This is a genomic window from Rickettsia canadensis str. McKiel, assembly GCF_000014345.1.
Lineage (GTDB): Bacteria > Pseudomonadota > Alphaproteobacteria > Rickettsiales > Rickettsiaceae > Rickettsia > Rickettsia canadensis.
Genome location: NC_009879.1, coordinates 492,117 through 512,958, shown reverse-complemented (window position 1 = coordinate 512,958; position 20,842 = coordinate 492,117). Strand labels below are relative to the sequence as shown.

Sequence of the window (20,842 nt, the reverse complement as noted above, 5' to 3'; positions counted from 1 at the left end):
GATTATCACACACTAAAAGATTTGCCGCAGCCACAATTACCTTTCTCATTCGGATTGGTGAAAGTAAATTGAGATTTGAATTTAGTCTCTACATAATCCATTTTAGAACCTAGAATATACATTAACGCTTTTGGATCAATTAGTATCCGCACACCTTTTGCTTCAACTATTTCATCGAATTGATTTTTACTATCTGCATATTCAACGTAATAAGTTTGACCTGCACAACCGCCTGACTTAACCCCTACCCTAATACCAAAGGTAGGCTTGTCTCGTTTTGCTATTAGCAACTTTATTTGCTTTGCAGCAGAATCGGTTAATGAAATAACATTTTTCATGTTTTAAGAGTATTTTTTGCTTGCTTTTTCTGTTTATAATCAGCTATAGCTGCTTTTATTGCATCTTCTGCAAGTAGTGAACAATGTAATTTTACCGGCGGCAGCGATAATTCTTTTGCTATTTCAGTATTTTTAATAGTTTCAGCATCATTTATCGATCTTCCTTTAACCCATTCCGTTACTAAAGAACTTGAAGCAATAGCCGAACCACAGCCGAATGTTTTAAATTTAGCATCTGTAATAATACCATTATCATCAACTTCGATTTGTAACTTCATAACGTCACCGCAAGCAGGAGCTCCAACAAGTCCCGTACCGACATTTTGACTCTCTTTATTAAGCGACCCGACATTACGAGGATTTTCATAATGATCTATCACTTTTTTGCTATAAGCCATTGTTATTCTCTAAAATTTAATTTTTAATGTGTCATTCCCCGTTGTATATGTCATTCCTAGCTAGAAGCAGGAATGAACATTAAGGACTTTAATGAGATGCCCATTTTATTTTCTTTAAATCAATACCCTGTTGCATCATTTCCCAAAGAGGGCTTAATTCTCTTAGTTTATCGATTTTTGAACATATTAAATCTACTGCATAATCAATTTCCTGTTCGGTAGTAAATTTACCTATGCCGAACCTAATTGAAGTATGGGCAAGTTCTTCACCGATTCCCATTGAACGTAAAACATATGACGGTTCAAGTGACGCAGAAGTACAAGCAGAACCGGACGAAACTGCTAAATCTTTAATGGCAAGAATAATTGACTCCCCCTCTACTCCAGCAAAGCTTAAATTTAAATTACCTTTATATCTTTGATCTTTATCACCGTTTAAATAAACTTCCGAAATTTTTTGTTTTATATTGTTTAAAAATCTGTCAAATAAGTAACTTACATGCTTATTATCTTTTTCCATCTCATTATACGCTATTTCAGCAGCCATGCCAAGCCCTACGATTAAAGGAGTCGGCAGCGTACCTGAACGCATACCACGTTCTTGACCACCACCATTTATAAGGGGTGTAACACGTATACGAGGCTTTTTCCTTACATATAATGCACCTACTCCTTTTGGACCGTAAATTTTATGTCCTGAGATACTGGCAAGGTCAATATTAAACTCGTTAACGTTAATTGGAATTTTACCAAAACCTTGAGCAATATCAGAATGCAAGAAAACACCTCTTTCACGACAAATTTTTCCGATTTCTTTCAAAGGCTGGATCACGCCTATTTCATTGTTAACCGCCATAACCGAAACTAACATAGTTTGATTGGTAATAGATTCTTTTAATATTTCTAAATCGATTATTCCATTTGGGTTAATCGGTAAGTATGTAATTTTTATACCTTCTTGCTCTAAATGCCTACAAGCATCAAGCACGCATTTATGCTCACTGACTACGGTAATAATATGATTCTTTTTATTGCCGTAAAATTTTGCTATTCCCTTTATTGCAAGGTTATTAGACTCGGTTGCACCGGAGGTAAAAATAATTTCTTTAGCATCTGCTCCTATTAACTTTGCTACTCTACTTCTTGCCTCTTCAACAGCGTTTTCTGCTTCCCAACCAAAAGAATGGCTGCGTGAATGCGGATTACCAAATTTAGTAGTGAAATACGGCAGCATTGCTTCCATGACCCGTGGATCTAGAGGCGTTGTTGCCTGATAATCCATATATATCGGCAAAATTATGTTGTGTAATTGTGGGTTCATATAGTTAATTCTCTCACAACTGTATCATACAGTCTTTTTTAATTTTATTGGCCACCGTGGTCAAACCTGAGGTAACAATCAAATTGTTACTATTGCAGGAATGACATCGTCAGTCATATACCTCTTCAAAAGCTTTTATAAAAGCTTCTATGTCCTCAATTGTATTGTTATGGCTTAAAGATACCCTAATCGAAGACTTTGCCTCTTCTTCCTCTACACCCATATTGGTTAATACGTGTGATTTAGATATTTTTCCTGATGAACAAGCAGACCCAGAACTTACACAAATATTACGTAAATCAAACCCTATTAATTTTATCTGTGCATCCGTACCAGGCACAGTAAACAAACTAGTATTAGGTAATCTTGAAACATTTTCACTAATAATATTTACTTTTGGATATTCTTTTAGTTTTTTCTCTAAGGTTGCTTGTAAGCTTTTAATTTTTATATATTTCTCTGAGATATCTTTTGTTATTAATTCAGCAGCTAAACCAAGCCCTGCAATAGCTAAAACATTTTCGGTGCCTGATCTTATCCCTTTTTCTTGTCCTCCCCCTATAATCATTGGAGTAACTTGAAAGTTAGAGTTAGAAATTAAAGTAGAACTACCCTGCCCTGCTCCTATTTTATGTCCTGAAATTGTAGCAAAATCTAACCCTAAATCTTTAATATTTATAGGTATTCTTCCTAATGATTGGATTAAATCACTATGAAATTTTGCCTCATATTTTTTAGTTATTTTACTTATCTCAGCTATATCTTGTATAACCCCGCTTTCATTATTAGCCATCATTACGGAAACTAGTTTTTTAGCAGTACTACTTTGAGATAATAATTCTTCTAGATGTTTTAAATCAACTAAACCTTGATTATCAACTTTTATAATTTTAATATTTGGAGCATATTTTATATGGCTATAGATTGATAAATGTTCAATAGCTGAAATAAAAATATCGCCGTCATAAAAATTTTTCATTATTAAATTATTACTTTCAGTACCTGACGATGTAAAAGCAATATCGTATTCTCTAGATGATAAGGTTATACCAAGAGCCGTTGCTATTTGTGAGCGTGCTATTTCTATGATATTCTTAGCAAATCTACCTGAGCTATGTGCTGATGAAGGGTTAAGCTCCATATCCATTAAACTTATTATGAATTCCTTAACTCTAAAGTCAATAACGGTAGTGGCATTATGGTCTAAATATATCATATATTTAAATTCAAGGCATCTTTAATAGATATTTTTCAAAATAATCTCTAATATACTTCCCAAGACCTGTCCATAATTTATGCGAATTACATTTTATTGTATTAGGTATGCAAGTTTTAACTGATTTCTTATAGTAGGTAGTCATTATAAAGTTTGCGTTAACGGTGTCTATAATAGTAGATTTTTATTTCTTCAAGGTTACCTATTAAACTATTAAACCCACCTTTCAATTCTCTAATGGCCTTAACTCAATTAGCTTTTTTAAGTTTAGAAAATATTTGCGCTAAATAGTTAAGCGATATATTTTGTTTTATGGAAATTTCATTCAAAAGTGAACCAGTGCAGCACTTGATTTTAAAGCAATTTCAAGTATTGCCATTACAGCATATCTTCCTTTCATCGTCAGCATCATATGACCAACCTATTAATTGCCAATAGCAAATGACTTAAGTAATTTTGCTATTCACTTTATAAAACTTAAATTTTAATGTTTACAATACCTAAGTAATTTAGTCAAGTAATATATTATTTAATTAATAAATAATTAGCTTGTTAATATAAAACAAATTTGAAGATCTCTATTTTATCAACAAATTTTCTATAGGATTAGAAATTGACCGTTATCCTTTAATATTCCTTTATATCACCGGCAGTATAAGTAAATCTTCTTTAATTATTTTTGTATCTTTTATAAGACCTACTACAGCGAAAATTTGTTAAAAGAAATTTAGGTTTCTCTTTACTTCAATCTTTCTTACTCCAGTAGCTTTTCTTTCATGAATTACTAATTGATCCGGCTTTAAATAAGCAGCCTTTAGCATCAATATTAATTACTCTTCCTTTTATAAGGTTTACTTCTGTTGCTTCTTGATTTTGAGCAAATTCTTTAACTTCAAGCTCCTATGCAAACCTTACTTTCTTTTTTTCTGTACCCATTTAAATACTCTAAGTTTATAAAAAAATAATTTTAGTTCTCATTTTTACAATAAAAACTAAAAACTTTTACTTTTTAATAACAGACTGTTTTTAGTAAATTGAGGATTTAAAATCACATATAATACGATAATCGATTTTTCTTATATATAACTCGACAGGCTCTTGTTAATTTGCCAAATAGCGATAAATACTAAACAAGTTGTAAGCATTTGTAGTAGCTGTAATAATATACTTAATTCTGGTATTAATATAATAATAACCGGTTGTAATATTATCGGTACTCCGCTTGAAAACATTACTAACCTTATAGAAGTTTGTATTGAAGTTTTAGTAGTAAGTAAATTAGCTAAGCTATACACTAACAACACTATAATACTTCTTTCTAATAAGAATGTTACAAACCAAAATAATATAATAACCGGCATACCAAAATAAATAAATAAATTTGCTACATATAGTAAATTATTGGCAAAATATTTTTTTATTATTTCAGGAGTTAAAATTACTTCATTTTGTTTGAATATCTCAGAATAGTTAACAGTACTTGGAAAATTTTTCTTAGTATTGGCCACAATTAAATTTATCCTAAGCTTATTCTCTTCAAGTACAAAGGGTATTTTGCTTTTTTCTTTGTTAGAAACTTGATTTTTTGTATCAATAACTACTATTTTATTGTTATTTTTACTATATAAATATATAGGCTCTACTTCTTCAACTAAAATTTTTGAATTATTATATTTAATTTCCGGTAATTGATTGATAATATATTCAATATTATCTGTAACTTTTGATGATTGTATTCCGTTAAAATAATCTTTTAAAGTTATTATGTAATTTAATATAAAAATACAATAAATTATTGATGGAATAAAAGATACAGTAAATAAATATCTTATTCCATATCCTTGATAGTTTCTATATACGTCTGTATAAAACTCTATAGAGCTAACAGATAACCATAATTGACGGAATAATGTAGTTACTCCTTTTAATATAAATGATAATAAATACATGTATAATTTATTTAAGTTTTTCAACCTCTTCCTTCTTTAATCTGGTTGAGGTAACTATCAAGTCAGTTTTTAAACCAACCTTAATTAAATTTGTGGCTGTAAGGATTTTTTTCTTTTACTTTTAATTTCATTACACCGGATATGTATAAATTTTTCAATACCTTGCTTTTCCAAGTAATGTATTATACTTCCCATAATTTCTTGTCCTGTTTCAGGATTTCAAGTATTTTTTCTATTTCTATTATATCATTTTGACTAGCTTTGGTCAAAGCATAGAATCAATCACTGTCATCTAAGAGATGAAAGTTTGTCTATAGCGACTAGAAGTCGCTGAATCAAGCTAAAGCTTATTCCAGTCTTATATTAGTAGTCATTGCTGGTTCATGAGCATCAGTATGTCTATTAATATATTCATTAATCATGTCATCAGTCACATTACCACTAGTCGCACTAAAGTATTCTCTTACCACCCATAAATGTCTACCCCAATACTTTTTTCTTAATATTGGAAATTCTTCTTGTATTTTTTTGATGATCTCCCTTTGGCTTTTTGCACAAATTCACTCACTTTAATATGAGGTGGTATATTGGCAAATATATGTATATGATCGCTTGATATTACTCCATTTTCTATTTTAACATTGAGTTCTTCTACAACTACTGCAATAATTTCTCTCACTCGCTTTTTGATGTCATAGGTTAATACCTTGTATCGATATTTTGTAATCCACACTATATGTGGATATCGATGATAGTAAACGGTGCGTGATTTGTTGCTATATTGAGTCATGGGGCTTATGATGCTAACACATCATGGCTCAACATGGCAAGCTAAAGCTTTCCCATCTGGAAGATGGAGGTTTTAACCACCAAAGGGACTATAAAATTAACTCTATAATCAATCCCTATATTAATTTCAGCAAATGTAGTTAAAAGATCGGCTATTTCTTGCTATTTTTTTATCAATGCTCGTTTATGAATATGCTTCATAAAAAATTATAACATTCCGACAAGGATTTACTTTTAATTTCTCATCAAAAATTTCATGAATATTAATTCAGTTGACAATCATTAATCCAAGTAGCTTGTACTAATTCACTCTTTTCAAATAATGCCCATAAATTTAAAGGAACATTATATTTTTGTATGCCATTATAAAACACTAAAGGATATATGAAAGGAAATTTTTTATTTTTTAGTACTTTCATATGATATTCTGCAATATTTAACATATACTTGAACAAGCGAAAAGCCCATATAATAATTAGGTTTACTTTGATGTAATAACAATAAAAATAAATAGCCGATTTCACTGTCAAATTAGAAAATAAAATATCCGATATAGATTTCTTAAAATTAGGCTCTATAAAACTATCCTTTATATAATGGTGGTAAATGCATTTCAAAAAACTCTTTAGCAACTATAGATTTTTCAAATGCACTACGTACAATCTCATCATTTTAAAGTTTTTTCTTTTTTTGCATAAAATAATTTTTAGTATTAAATTTTTCTACTATTAGTGTATAAAAGAAAATAATTTTAATTAGATGCAGTTTTAAAGTACAATAATTATATATAAGTTTGTTGATAAAAAATGATTTATTTACTAATATCCATATTTCCATAAATAATATTAGTTTATATGCTACTGCTACTTCCTGAAATAACTTTAATTATAATAGCCCTTTTAGGGCAGTTTTTTGCTGTAATGATACCAAATAAAAATAGAATTATTTCTAATATAATTATTTTATTATGCATATTATCAATTTTTCTTACCTTTCATTATTCAAGCTATGAAGGAGTATGGCACTCATTTGCTACCGGAATAAATATTGGTATTAGTCAAAGCATAGTCTTACTATTCACTATTATATCCATTATTATATACCGTGGTTACTCTATTCTTGCCAACGAGAAATTAAAGTGTGAATTTATTACTTTAATGTTATTATCGACTGTAGGTATTTTTGTTGCCATTTCATCACAGAATTTTCTATTATTATTCTGCGGTATGGAGCTTACTGCTTTAACTTCATATACACTTGCAGGATTCAAATTAAATGATATTAAATCATCGGAAGGTGCTTTAAAATATTTTATCTTGGGTAGTTTAGTAAGTTGTTTATCATTATTCGGGATTTCGTTTATATATGGATTTGGGGGAAGCGTACAATTTGAAGACATTTTATATAAGCTCAATAATTCTTCTTCAACAAACATTGGTTTAATAATCGGTATTGTATTATTTTTAAGCAGTATTTTCTTTAAACTCTCAAGCGTTCCACTTCATTTTTGGGCACCTGACGTATATGAAGGATCCCCGATAGCGTCAGTTACTTATTTTACTGCTGCTTCTAAAATCGGTATGGTTGCCGTTTTATTAAATATCAGCAAATTTATTATAGGTGATTATCATCCTATTAATTATAATTTAATAAAGATCATTGCTATATTATCTATGCTATTTGGATCTTTTGGAGCTATTCGTCAAACTTCTCTAAAAAGATTAATGGCATATAGCACTATTTTAAATATCGGTTATGTATTAATAGGCGTGCTTCTACATAATCAAGACGGATATAAAACAGCTCTACTATATATTCTAATATATGCGGTAGGGAGTATAGGATTTTTTACTTGCTTAATTATGTTACTTGGTAAAGACGCCGATAAAGCTAGTTTTAAAACTATACAAGGAATTGCAGAGAACCATAAAACTATAGCGGCTGTAATTAGCATAGTTATGTTTTCAATGATTGGCATCCCTCCTCTTACAGGATTTTTCGGTAAATATTACCTTTTTTACCAAGCAATTAATCAAGGAGAATTTGCACTAGCTTATTGTGGTATTTTTACTAGTATAGTTGCTGCTTTTTATTATCTTAAAGTAGTAAAAGCCATGTATTTTTCTAAAAAGATTGAGCTAATGAACCTGCCGATTCAATATGGGCTTTTACTGATTAATTACTTAGTTGTAGGCTTCTTATTGCTTGGTTCATTTATTTTCTAATTTCAGCTTTGCTTGCTTTAGATTTAAAAGGTTTTTTGTTATCAACATCAACTAAAGTAGTTTTTGTCGGTTTCATAATCTTTTCTTTTAGATTCTTTATATGTTTTAGATCTTCTTCATCTAATTTTAATAAATCTTGGTCTTTCGTTTTAGCTTTTTTAGTTAGACCTAATTGACTTGGAGTAACACTAACAATATAATCCGTTTCAACTTCTTTCTTGAATTTTTCTAGAGCATCTACATATTCTCTATTTGCATCTACATTTGTCTTTACCAATTTTTGTTCTGGTTCTTTTTTTATTTTTACTTTATCAGAAGAATCAGTTAAATTTCTTTCATATTTAATATCTTCATTTAAACGTTTTATTGTCTTTATTAAATGTTTTTTTGCACTATCCCTAACACCGAGTATTTCTAAAATTCTTGTAACATTAGTAGTAACTTTATTTCTTAATTTAATTTTTTGTCCTCCTTTTTTACTTGCTTTATAATTAAGAATTTTCTCAAAATAATCAGGATATTCTCTCATTAATGTTTTTAATTCTTGCTCTTTCACTTCATAATAAGGAAAACTATATTTTTTAGAGATTAAACTATTTATTTTAATTTCTAAGCCGTATTCCTTTAAGGATTCTTGCCTTTTTTGCATTACATCTATTAAACTAGTCTTAATTTCTTCAGGCGTTATTTCTTTAGATTTTGTATTATTAAATTTCTTTGGTATCGCTTGTTTTGCAAATTCTGCAATTGCTTCATTACTATAATATTTAGTTAATTCATCAAAACTTTTATCAATAGTTTTACTTAAATCAATTTTAGAAACTGCAAGTAAGCTATCGGCAAATTTAGGATTTTTTTTTCTAAAACTAGAAGGAAATTCTCTAAAATGATTAGTAGGCCCAAACCACGGCAAATGTTTAGCTCTTGAATTAGGGTAGATATTATTTGTTAAATTATTAAAACTACCGGCAAAATCAATTCTTACTAATTTAGGTAAAGTTTTTGGATTTTTTTGGTCTCTGATAACTCCTATATTTCCAACATGTATATCAAAATCGCCGATCAATAAACTTGCCGGCATAATATTTTCAAAGTTCTGATACTTAATTTCCTTAAAAGCATTTTCTAAGGTTCTAAATAATTTATTTCGAGTCCCCATAAAAAGCGGTCTACCACCGTCTTTTCTAAACCAAGAACTTGGTTTAGTTGTAGCAGACATATGTTTATCCATGTCCACATACATATCGCTAATATAATTCTCAAAAAACTCAGATTTGACATATATTTGCGAATCAAAGACTTTAGATTTATTAAAATGATCAGGACTAATTAAATTAACCTTTGCTCCATTTCCAGGACTTATAGTTTCAAAAATTTGAGATCCTAAAAACTCGGCTATATTTTTTGAGATTGAAGTCTCTTTTTTTATCATCGCCGTAATTTTACCGTCTGAGCTTTGATATACTCCACCATGCTCTCCTACATCATTAGCTCCACCTACTTTAGGCCTTAAAAAATTCCAACCTTTAAATACTGATTTCTTATTTTGCCTCATCCTCGCCTCTTTATAATGATTTATATAAAATTGATAATTTTGATATAAATACATATTATTTATTTTATATCAAGGGCAGAAGCGAGGGCATAAGCCAGGGCAGAAGCCGTTTTGCTACTTAATTTTATTGTTCTTTAATATTTCAGCTACTTCAAGAGCTGCGTAGGTCAATATCGCAGTTGCTCCTGCACGTTTAAAACTAGTTAATGATTCAATTATGGTACTCTCCCAGTCAATTGCCCCTGCTTCAGCTGCAAATTTTAACATTGCATATTCTCCGCTAACCTGATATGCAAAAATTTTAGCATTAAAATTATTTGCTGCTTCACGAATAACATCTAAAAACGGCATACCTGGTTTAACCATTACCATATCAGCTCCTTCAGATATATCGTGTTCAATTTCAAGCATTGCTTCCTTAATATTACGTACATCCATTTGATAGCTTGATTTATCTAAATAATTCCTTTTGTTACTCCTAATTGCATCGCGAAACGGACCGTAAAAACTTGAAGCATATTTAGCTGCATAAGCAAGAATTCCGACATTTATAAACCCCTCTTTGTCAAGGTATTTCCTTATAGCTCCGATTCTGCCATCCATCATATCGGAAGGTGCAACAATATCTACCCCTGCTTTTGCAAGCACTAGTGCTTGATTACTTAAGGCTCTTACTGATTTATCATTATCAACTTCCCCGTGATACACAATACCGTCATGACCATGTGTGGTATAAGGATCTAGTGCTACATCGCATATTATACCAATATCAACATTAGCGTTTTTGATGCTTCTAATAGTTCTACATATCAAATTATCTAAATTATAAGCCTCGTTGGCATTTTTACTTTTTAGACTTTGATCAATACTAGGAAATAATGCAATAGCATTAATACCAAGCTCTGCTGCTCTTTTAGCGGTCTCTACTATTTGATTGATCGGTAAACGATATATACCAGGCATAGTCTTAATTTCTTGTCTTTCATTATGCCCATCAACAACAAATAAAGGTAGCACTAAATCATTGATCGATAAATTACTTTCAGCTATTAACTCTCTAAGCCAAAATGCTTTTCTATTTCTTCTAAGTCTAACAAGAGGATACATAAAATTCATATCTCATTTTAATTAATAAGCCTTATCTTATAGTAAAAATATTGCAATACAAAAAGAAATTTTGCTTACAATCTATAAAAATTTAAGCAAATTTATAACGAAAATAAAAATATGGTTTAATTATGTAAATAAATAATAGGAGTTTAATATGGCACAAGAAAATATAAAACCAGTTGTTCCTACAAAACCTACTTCTGAGCAAATCAAGGCATGGGACGAGGCATATAAAAAACATACTGATTTAACTGCAGCCCAAGGTATTTAATATAGTTTCGATACCCCTTCTCTGCAAATTAAAGCCTATTATTCTTTCAAAACCGGCTCTGGACTAAACAAAGATACCAGAAGAAACACATAACAAACAAACACTCTAATTTAACCGAAGAAAAAAATAGAGAATTTTTTAAAAAATCAATCATATTGATATCAAAGATTATTGTATTCCGGAATTGAGCCACTATATAGAATTAAGCGGTTCTATTGCAGGGAAAGTGTCTTGACGTTACTGTTAAAAATCATTAGGACGACTAATAAAACAAGTCAGGATTACCTCAAAAAGAGGTTATTTTATCAAAAATTCTTTTATAAAGTGAAAGATGCTTTTTATAAAGATGCTATAAAAATTCTACTCAAAATATTAAACAAGCTATAGCAAAAATACAAAAATCTCTTACTAATCCTTCTGCTCATTCATCTAATGTTCCACCGTCGAATAAGCATAAAGGCGAAAAATATAGAAGCTAGATTCTGTGCACAAAATTTAATAAAAACTCTTAGGATCAATATCTATTTTTATCTGACAAAAAGAAGGAATTTTTATAAGGCTGAGCCAAAATTTTAAATATTTCTGTAAATTAAATTTCTTATCGGCTATAATAAGTATTCGGTAGCGATATTTACCGGCAAGCTTTGACATTAATGAGCTTGCCGGTCCTAAAATTTTCACGTTTGCTTTTGGTGCAATTCTGACCATATTCTTAGCAATTGCTAGAATTTTATGTTCACTAGCACCTGATAAAATTACCGATGCCATTTTGGAAAACGGTGGCATATATGCTGACTTTCTTATTTCAAGTTCATGTGCAAAAAAACTATCTTCATAACTGACTTTAACATAACTAAAAATTATATTATTAGGACAATAGCTTTGTAAATATACCAAACCTTTACTATCACCCCTCCCCGCTCTACCACCTACTTGATGTAGTAGCTGGAAAGTTCGCTCAGATGCTCTAAGATCGGCATTATTACTTCCAAGGTCGGCATCTATTACTCCCACTAAAGTAAGATTTGGAAAGTGATAACCTTTAGTAATCATTTGTGTCCCTATTAATATATCAATTTCTAAATTTTCTATTTGATGCAAAATCTGTGCTATTTTTTCAGTATTTTTAGCATGATCTTTGCTTATAACTGCAATTTTCCTCTCAGGAAAGAGCGCTTTTGCTTCCTCTTCTATTCTCTCTATACCTGGACCGCAAATAGTTAATGTTGCATCTTCTAGACATTCAGGACAAACACTAAAAATTTTACTTTGATAACCACAATGGTGACATTCAAGTTTTTTATTCGCTTTATGTACTACCATCCAGCTAGAACAATATTTGCAGGTCAATCTGTAACCGCAAGCTTTGCAGAGCATTAGTGGAGCATAACCTCTCCTATTAAGAAATAATAATGTTTGCTTTTTATTAGCTAAATTAGCTTTTATAGCTTCTATAAGAATCTTAGATAAATAGGAATTCTTAGGTAACTTCTCTTTAGTCATGTCAATCACTTCTATATTCGGCAAATGAGCATTTTTATATCTATTAATTAAATTAATTAAACGATATTTCCCTAAATCTACATTATACATTGTTTCAATAGATGGTGTTGCCGAACACAAAACAATTTGTGCTTTATCAAATGTACCTCTGACGATAGCTGTATCCCTAGCATTATATAATATCCCATCATCTTGTTTATAAGATTCATCATGCTCTTCATCAATCACTATTAGACCTAAATTTTTAAAAGGCAGAAATAAACTACTTCTAGCCCCAATTACTACTTTAACTTTATCAATTAATATGCCTCTTAAAATCATTTGCTTTTGAGCTTTCGTAACACTAGAATTCCATATTATAGGCTCAAACCCAAAACGCTCTATAAAACGATTAATAATTTGTGTACTAAGTGCAATTTCAGGAAGCATAATAAGCACTTGTTTACCTTTTACTAAGTAATCTGCTATTAAATGAAAATATATTTCTGTTTTACCAGAACCAGTAACACCTTTTATAATTACCGGCTTATTACTTTCATTTAAGACTGTTACTGCTTGTTTTTGTTCTTCTGATAGATCAGGTAATATAAAATCGTTATTTACTTTTTGTTCTTTAATTTTTATAGGTTTTGCAGCAATATCTATAGGTAATACTAACTTGGCTATACTACCAAGCTCTGACATATAGTAAACACTCATCCATTTAATTAATTCTAAAACTTCTGGAGTAATATTTAAGTTTAGCGATACTTTCCTATGAATAGTTTTTAATTTTTGTATTTCAGAATCTGATACAAGCTCCCATACTATACCGGTTAATTCCTTATTTCTAAAAGACACTATGACAAGATCACCTATATTTACAGATAAATCTTTAGGAATTAAATAATCTAGCGGAAATAATTTTGCTACCGGTAATAATATTTTTGCTATTTGCATATAAATGTATTTTATAAATTTTTTTTATTATATACTAAACTTATAAATTATAGAACCGAGATGAATAAAGAAAAAAAGATTATTATAGCAATTTCCGGAGCTTCAGGAGCAATATACGGTATTCGTTTACTTGAAATACTAAAGCAGCAAAATATCGAAACTCATTTAGTTATTTCAGATGGAGCGGCTCTTACTATAAAAGCTGAAACTACATATTCTATAGAAGCAATAAAAAATTTAGCAAATTATTATTATGACGATAAAGATTTAGGAGCTACTATCTCTAGCGGCTCTTTTAAAACTTCAGGCATTATAATAGCCCCTTGTAGTATGAAGACCTTAGCAAGTATTGCTCACTCAATTGAGGATACTTTAATTAGTAGAGCAGCAGGTGTTGTACTTAAAGACAGAAGAAAACTTATTTTAATGACTCGTGAAACTCCTCTCCATATCGGACATTTAGAAAATATGCTAAAAGTAGCGAGTTACGGTGGCATTATAGCACCGCCCGTGCCAGCTTTTTATAATAACCCTGCAAGTATAGATGATATAGTAAATCATTCCGTTACTAGAATTTTAGATTGTTTTGATATTGAAACTAATTTAATTAAACGCTGGGGTAGTGTTTAATAAAAATTAGTTACTAAAATGACAACGGTACTATTATTATGATAAGGAAGTAAAATGTCTCTTCCGGCTTCATATCAAAAATAATTACATTTAAAAGAAGGTTATAAGGTAATATTTGATGCTTCTTCTCTCTTGGCGGTAATTAAAATGAAAATGTTAATATAGAATAAAAATGCTTAGGAAATGTATATATTAATGTGTCTGAAGTAGCAGGAATTTTGCTAAAATCTGAAATGAACTTTACGAATGTAAAGGTGCTATAGAACTGTTGATTAATTCCTTTATTCACTTCAATCAAGAACACGCTTTTCTTACTGTTGATATTAAAAAGCAAACCAACCACTTAGGTTGATCACTTGAAGATTGAACTTGTATTAAGCTTGGTTTAACTACAGGCTATCCTATATATACTGCAGATAAAGCTTGAACTAATGTACAATAAAATTGTAAAATTATACTTATTTGTTAATTATATAAATCAACCAAAATGGCATGTAATAAAATAAACAACGATAAAAATATAGATACTAAGGAAGAAGCAGATATTCCCATACCAAGGGTATTACCTTCAAATATTCAAGCAGAGCAAATGCTACTTGGGGCAATTCTAACCAATAACGAATTACTAAATTACGTATCGGAATTTTTACGTTTAGAGCATTTCTTTGAACCGATTCATCAAAAAATTTATAATGCAATTGAAGCAATTACCGAAAAAGGGCTTATAGCTACACCTATTACTTTACGTAGTATGTTAACTCAAGATGAACTCTTTCAAAAAATAGAAGGATCAGAGTATTTAGCAAAATTGATAACCATGTCAATGATGGTAATAAATCCGATTGATTACGGTAAAATAATATATGATTTAGCAATAAAGCGTAATTTAATAAATATCGGTGAAGAAGTAGTAAATAATGCTTATAATTCTTCATTAGAAGTTGAAGCAAAGGAACAGATTGAATATGCCGAAGCTAAACTTTACAATTTAGCTAGCAAAGGCTTAAACGAAAAGAGTTTTACCAAAATCGGTATTTCTATTTCAGAGTCATTAGCTAACATCAATAGAGCTATGAAAAATAATGATCATGTAATCGGTATATCTACCGGTTTGATTGATCTAGATAATAAATTATTTGGCTTTCATAATTCTGACCTTATAATTCTTGCAGGACGGCCATCGATGGGTAAAACAGCATTTGCTATAAATCTTGCACTGAATGCCTGTAATAATATGCGTCTTAAGAATATTCGTGATAATCAAGAAATTCAGTCCGTAGGTTTTTTCTCTTTAGAAATGTCCTCAGAACAGCTAACCACGCGTCTACTTTCAATGTGTGCAGAAATTGATTCTACTTCTTTGCGTACAGGGGTTTTAGGTGAAGAAAAATATAACCGTCTGCGCAAGGAAGCAAATACTTTATCGGAATTACAATTTTTTATCGATGATACCCCTGCTCTATCTATTACCACTATAAGAACAAGAGCTAGAAGAATGAAACGCCAGCATAATCTCGGTATATTATTTATCGATTATTTACAATTAATTAGAGGAGTCAGTAAAGCTGAAAATAGAGTTAGCGAAATTGCAGAAATAACCCAAGGTTTAAAAGCAATAGCAAAAGAGTTAAATATTCCGGTTATTGCATTATCTCAGCTTTCAAGAGCAGTAGAACTGCGTGAGGACAAAAAACCTATGCTATCCGATCTTCGAGAATCAGGAACTATAGAACAGGATGCAGATATAGTAATGTTTATTTACCGTGAAGAATATTATCTAACTAGAAAAGAACCGGCAGCAGACGATGCTAAACATGCCGAATGGTTAAATAAGCTTAACAAAGTATATAACATTGCTGATATAATTGTTGCAAAACATCGTAACGGACCGATTGGAAATGTTTCGCTTTACTATGATAGTCAATATTCTAAATTTAGTAATTTAGAGCACAGGACTTTTAATGCTGTTTAAATTATTTCATTAAAATTTTTGCGTCTCTTATTTTTTCTACCCATCTTATTACTTTATCAAGTAGCTTATTATTATTTTACTATAAAGCCATATCCATTATCAGGAACAAATCTGCCAGGCTTTATTACTAGTACCATCATTTAAGGTTAAAATTTTTATCTGTTTTCCTACATATTTCTTTACTAGAAATATTTGCTCATTATTTCCCACTTGTTTCATTGTTTTTATATTATATTCTACTATCATAATATTTAATAGTTAATTTAGTTACTATTAACAAGTTCATAATCCTCCGACAATTAAATATATAATAATTAGATATTTTTACAACTTAGGATAATAAAAATTTTTTATCTTTGCTTTATATAACAGCTACACCAGTAATAAAATTGCAATTATTAAGTAATCCGATAAATAGCACACAATTTATATACTCTACTAACTTTAGAGGTAATGAGAATGCTAATAATAATATACCATGCGCCTATATAAATTATACTCGTATTTAAAGCTAATAACTTCTGTAATATTGAAGAACATCTGTATATAAATACTGCAAGTAACGCATATGAAAGGAGCTTAAGGCTTACCGTGCACCGTACCGATGATTTGAGCAGTATGTCCTGAAAAATATTTTCCAAGTGTGAAGCCTTTACCAGCTTGAAGGTTAAGCTCTAAATTAATTCAAGAAGTATAATTATATTATAAACCAAATTATAAACTATACCTAATTTTGCTAATACCATAGGCAGTGCTATCATACTGCTACCTATACAAGTACCTAAAATTAACAGGTTTGAACCAATAAGTTTTTGCATCATTTAATGAAATTTAGATTAAAGAAAAAAGACTTAATTTTCGCTAAAAAGAAAATCAGCTAAAAAAGATAAGAATTTTAAAGAATAAAAAGTTTTGATCAGTATAATTAACATTATTAATAGATTTATATCAAATTAATATTGCTTTTTAATGGCATTTTTATATTTTTTTATTAAAATTTACTATATTTCACAATGCAGAGGTTAGCCAAAGTAATTAGTAATTCAGGAGTTTGTTCTAGACGTGATGCTGAAAAGCTGATAGCTGAAGGGCAGGTAAAAGTAGACGGCATTACAATTTTAGCACCGGCTACAAATGTTGATATTAGTAATCAAATTGAAGTATCAGGCATATTAATCAATCAATCGCAAAAACCAAGGCTTTGGATCTATTACAAGCCTGTCGGTTTAATTACCACTCATAAAGACCCTTTATCTCGTAAAACCGTGTTTGAGGACTTAACCAGTTTACCTCGTGTGATTTCAATAGGTAGATTAGATTTAAATAGTGAAGGTTTGTTATTACTAACTAATAGCGGTGATTTAGCAAGACAGTTTGAATTACCCTCAAATAAGTTAAAGCGAGTATATCATGTCAGGGCATACGGAAATCCTGATATTCTACTAAAAAGTGAATATAAAAATTTAGAAATTGACGGCATATTGTATAATCCTTATTCAATAAAATTACTAAGGGGAAATAATACTAACGCTTGGTTTGAAATAGTTTTATTTGAAGGAAAAAATCGTGAAATTAGAAGAATATTCGAGTATTTTGGACTAAAAGTTAACAAATTAATTAGGGTTCAATATGGTAGTTTTACAATAGGTAATCTAAAACCTGGAGATTATAAAGAAATAAATAATAAAATACTGGAAAAATAATTAATAATGTGTTACTAATTAATATGTTTTAACGAATCATATAAAAACATATGACAAACCTTAATATATATAAATGTGAAGAAAAAGACTTAAATGATTACCTTGATTATATAAAAGATAACCCTAATGTTTCACTAAATGATTTTATCAAAAAAACCTATTTCTCTAATGATAAGGACAAAATTGTTATTGCTAGTTTAGCAGATCAAGAGATCAATGATAAAGATTTAATGAATGCTAATTTTCAAGGTACAATACTAATAGACACCGTATTTAATAATTGTGATTTCACAAATACCATATTATGTGATTCAGATTTAACAAATGTAAAATTTAATGATTGTAAATTTATCGGTACTGACTTTAGAGGGGCAAATCTTCATTATACAGATTTTAATTATAAAGATTATGACTATGATAACTATAAAATCCCTAATCTAAAAGATAAAATACGAGATATAAAACTATCTTTTTCAGATCTTGAAAGATTAAATAAATACATAGATAAAGATTTAGAAAAAGAACGTATTAAAGAAATAGTTATAGATGAAGTTACAAACAGAAAGAAATATATTTTGGCTGGGGAAGACGAAAAAACTTTATGGGAAGTTAAATCAAAAGAGCTAAAAACTAAGCAAGCAGAGTTAGAAGATTTAAAGCAAAACTTAGATAATCCTGGAATTGTTACCAATTTTTTAAATGCTTTTTGGAATAGTGCAGAAACTATTGCTCAAAACCAACAAAATAAACTAGCGAAAATCAACCTATTACAGCAACAAGTAAATAAATTAGAAACTGAGGTACATGTTTTAGATAATCTTAGAATGTTCTGTGGTAAGGGTCTAGATAGTATTCTTGAACAGCTAAAAGATGAAAAAATACAAATAACACTAGATCCATCATATATTATAGGTTCAACTGCCAAAGAACGAGATATATCAAAAAAATATATAAAATTAACTTCTCAAGAATTTGATCTATATTTAGCTGAAGCAGCAAAACAATCTGATACAAAATTATCTCTTACTGCATTTGTTAGAAAGCACAAAAAACTTTCAGAAGATATACATATAATTCCTGATCTTTCAGAAATTGATTTATCAGGTAAAACTCTTACTAATCTTAACCTGAAGAATACATTATTTGCTGCAGCTAACTTAGAAAATATTAAAATCTTAAATTGTAACCTAGATTTTACTAATTTTGAAGGAGCTAATTTACAAAATGCTGTTTTTCAAAATGTTACAGCTCGTAACGCAGGATTTCTTTTTGCTGATCTTAAAAATAGCAAAATTAAAAATAGTGATATGTCGAGAAGCTATATGCCTAAAATAGATTTATCTGAAGCAGAGGTAACAAATAGCAAATTTAATGCGGTTATGATGGTTAATGCCGATGCCGAAAAGTTAGTTATTAAAGATTCAGAATGGAAAAATTCTAATCTTACCGGTATATCGCTTGCTTACGCAGATATGCAAAGAGTTCAAATGCAGGGAGTGGTTTTAAATAATGCACTTCTAGATCAAGCAAATATCATTTCTACTAATCTTGAAAATGCTTTTATGCATAATGCACATGCGTTAGAAGCAAAATTCAAGAAGCAATGTAACATGAAAAGCATCACTGCAAGAAATGCCTATTTTAGTGATGCTGAATTTGAAAATATATTATCTTTAGAAGAAGCAGATTTAAGAAATGCTATTATGGAAAGAGTTAATCTTGTTAATGCTAATATGAACAAGGCTTTACTTGATAAAGCAAATCTTGAATATGCTAACCTTACCGGTGCTATACTTACTGATGCAAGTGCACAATTTGCTAAGTTAAGTAATGCTACTTTAGAAAAAGCTGAAGCTGAAGGATTAAATATTGCCGATGCTATTGCTAAAAATATGAATGCTAAGGAAGCTAATTTTAAAAACGCAATAATGAAACGAGCTGACCTTACAAAAGCGAATTTAGAAAAAGCTATACTTGAAAATGCTGATATGCAAGCAGCAGAAGCACTTGATGCTATATTTAAAGAAGCAAATCTAAAACAAGCTAATCTAAAAGCAGCAAATCTAGCTAGAATAAATAAAGCAGGAGCAGATTTTGATCAAGCAAAGGTCGACGATGCTACAAAGATGCATTATACTAAAGGTGACGCTAAAGGGCATTTAGAACATCATGATAAAGACGATAAAATAACATCTGTAAATGTTAATAACGAACATGATAAATTACAAGACAAAATTCATGCAAGAGAGAAAAGTGGTTGGTTCCTGAAAACCGAAGTGGGACAGTTTTGTACAAAGCTTGCTAAAAGTACTACATCAAGCATGAGCAGCATAACAAATTTTTTAGCAAGTAAAAAATTTTTAGTAGGGGTTGCAATAGTAGCAGGGCTTGCATTAGCAGCTGTACCTTTTGTAGCAATGCCTATGTTATTAGTCACTGGTACGGCACTAACTACTAAAGCTATCATTCTAGGAGCAAGTATTTTGGCCGGTGTAGCAGTTGCTGCCGGAACTTATAAATTTATTCAAAAACCTTTACGCAATATTCAAAAATCATTTCAAAATTTGACTAGCAGCATAGATAAATATATCTCACCACCTCCTGAAAATATTGATGAGTTAGTAACAGAAAAGCAACAAGCAAGACAAAAAGCCGAAGCAGAAAAATCTAAAACAAGAGAAGAAAATTTCAATAATGTAAATAATAATATTGATAAAGCTAAAGAACAAGATATTTTAAAACGTGTACAAAATGTAACGCCAAAAGTAGAAATAAAAGAAAAGAAAGATAAAACTGTAGAAAAACAACAAACAAAATCTAGTACATTCGCAGCAAAAGTTCAGCCTAACACTAAGAACAAAGGATTCGCTGCAACAATAAAAGACGAACAAAAAAATCAAGGTCATAAAAGAAACATATAACT

The 20,842-nt window shown here is 30.0% G+C and carries 15 protein-coding genes and 2 pseudogenes; 5 read left to right on the top strand and 12 right to left on the bottom strand.

Features of this window, described 5'->3' with window-relative positions:
* Positions 1-5: 5 nt before the first annotated feature.
* The 8 genes and pseudogenes from A1E_RS02170 to A1E_RS05520 all read right to left on the bottom strand — a co-directional run bounded on the left by A1E_RS02170 (position 6) and on the right by A1E_RS05520 (position 6,541).
* Positions 6-338: an iron-sulfur cluster assembly accessory protein gene (locus tag A1E_RS02170; RefSeq protein ID WP_012148611.1), complete on the bottom strand. Its 333-nt coding sequence runs from the start codon at positions 336-338 to the stop codon at positions 6-8.
* Positions 335-736, bottom strand: a complete 402-nt coding sequence (iscU, locus tag A1E_RS02165; protein WP_012148610.1) for a Fe-S cluster assembly scaffold IscU — start codon at positions 734-736, stop codon at positions 335-337. The genes A1E_RS02170 and iscU overlap by 4 nt, the downstream gene beginning before the upstream one ends.
* A gap of 88 nt (positions 737-824) precedes the next feature.
* The gene (locus A1E_RS02160; RefSeq protein WP_012148609.1) at positions 825-2,057 is read right to left on the bottom strand and encodes an IscS subfamily cysteine desulfurase; all 1,233 of its coding nucleotides are present in this window, start codon (positions 2,055-2,057) and stop codon (positions 825-827) included.
* Between the two features lie 109 nt (positions 2,058-2,166).
* Entirely contained in the window at positions 2,167-3,273 is a 1,107-nt protein-coding gene (locus A1E_RS02155; RefSeq protein WP_012148608.1) for a cysteine desulfurase family protein, read from the bottom strand.
* Positions 3,270-3,685 (bottom strand): annotated as a pseudogene (locus tag A1E_RS06800) (Rrf2 family transcriptional regulator). The gene A1E_RS02155 and the pseudogene A1E_RS06800 overlap by 4 nt, the downstream one beginning before the upstream one ends.
* A gap of 664 nt (positions 3,686-4,349) precedes the next feature.
* The gene (locus tag A1E_RS02150) at positions 4,350-5,222 is read right to left on the bottom strand and encodes a DUF1189 family protein (RefSeq protein WP_012148606.1); all 873 of its coding nucleotides are present in this window, start codon (positions 5,220-5,222) and stop codon (positions 4,350-4,352) included.
* A gap of 347 nt (positions 5,223-5,569) precedes the next feature.
* Positions 5,570-6,012: pseudogene (tnpA, locus tag A1E_RS02145) on the bottom strand (IS200/IS605 family transposase).
* Between the two features lie 262 nt (positions 6,013-6,274).
* The gene (locus tag A1E_RS05520; RefSeq protein WP_410524328.1) at positions 6,275-6,541 is read right to left on the bottom strand and encodes an Rpn family recombination-promoting nuclease/putative transposase; all 267 of its coding nucleotides are present in this window, start codon (positions 6,539-6,541) and stop codon (positions 6,275-6,277) included.
* 324 nt (positions 6,542-6,865) lie between these two features.
* On the opposite strand from A1E_RS05520, the gene nuoN reads away from it, so the two are divergent.
* The gene (gene nuoN / locus A1E_RS02135; protein ID WP_012148602.1) at positions 6,866-8,236 is read left to right on the top strand and encodes an NADH-quinone oxidoreductase subunit NuoN; all 1,371 of its coding nucleotides are present in this window, start codon (positions 6,866-6,868) and stop codon (positions 8,234-8,236) included.
* On the opposite strand, the gene A1E_RS02130 is transcribed toward nuoN, so the two are convergent.
* The 3 genes from A1E_RS02130 to A1E_RS02115 form a co-directional block, all read right to left on the bottom strand.
* Complete coding sequence (locus tag A1E_RS02130; RefSeq protein ID WP_012148601.1) at positions 8,226-9,791, bottom strand: hypothetical protein; 1,566 nt, start codon at positions 9,789-9,791, stop codon at positions 8,226-8,228. The genes nuoN and A1E_RS02130 overlap by 11 nt on opposite strands.
* 114 nt (positions 9,792-9,905) lie before the next feature.
* Positions 9,906-10,898, bottom strand: coding sequence for a porphobilinogen synthase (hemB, locus tag A1E_RS02125; RefSeq protein WP_012148600.1), 993 nt, complete (start codon positions 10,896-10,898; stop codon positions 9,906-9,908).
* Positions 10,899-11,667: 769 nt separating this feature from the next.
* On the bottom strand, positions 11,668-13,614 hold the full coding sequence (locus A1E_RS02115; RefSeq protein ID WP_012148598.1) for a primosomal protein N': 1,947 nt from the start codon (positions 13,612-13,614) through the stop codon (positions 11,668-11,670).
* Positions 13,615-13,674: 60 nt separating this feature from the next.
* Here A1E_RS02115 and A1E_RS02110 point away from each other — a divergent pair, with 60 nt between their 5' ends.
* Together A1E_RS02110 and A1E_RS02105 are read left to right on the top strand one after the other, a co-directional pair.
* Positions 13,675-14,244: a UbiX family flavin prenyltransferase gene (locus tag A1E_RS02110; RefSeq protein ID WP_014363833.1), complete on the top strand. Its 570-nt coding sequence runs from the start codon at positions 13,675-13,677 to the stop codon at positions 14,242-14,244.
* A 487-nt stretch (positions 14,245-14,731) separates the two neighbouring features.
* On the top strand, positions 14,732-16,216 hold the full coding sequence (locus A1E_RS02105; protein WP_012148596.1) for a replicative DNA helicase: 1,485 nt from the start codon (positions 14,732-14,734) through the stop codon (positions 16,214-16,216).
* A 674-nt stretch (positions 16,217-16,890) separates the two neighbouring features.
* Here the strand turns inward: A1E_RS02105 and A1E_RS02100 are convergent.
* Positions 16,891-17,037: an aromatic amino acid transport family protein gene (locus A1E_RS02100; protein WP_012148594.1), complete on the bottom strand. Its 147-nt coding sequence runs from the start codon at positions 17,035-17,037 to the stop codon at positions 16,891-16,893.
* A gap of 192 nt (positions 17,038-17,229) precedes the next feature.
* On the opposite strand from A1E_RS02100, the gene A1E_RS02095 reads away from it, so the two are divergent.
* Together A1E_RS02095 and A1E_RS02090 are read left to right on the top strand one after the other, a co-directional pair.
* On the top strand, positions 17,230-17,919 hold the full coding sequence (locus A1E_RS02095) for a pseudouridine synthase (protein WP_012148593.1): 690 nt from the start codon (positions 17,230-17,232) through the stop codon (positions 17,917-17,919).
* A 50-nt stretch (positions 17,920-17,969) separates the two neighbouring features.
* A complete protein-coding gene (locus A1E_RS02090) occupies positions 17,970-20,840 on the top strand; it encodes a pentapeptide repeat-containing protein (protein ID WP_012148592.1) in 2,871 nt (956 codons plus the stop codon).
* The last annotated feature ends 2 nt before the right edge of the window (positions 20,841-20,842 follow it).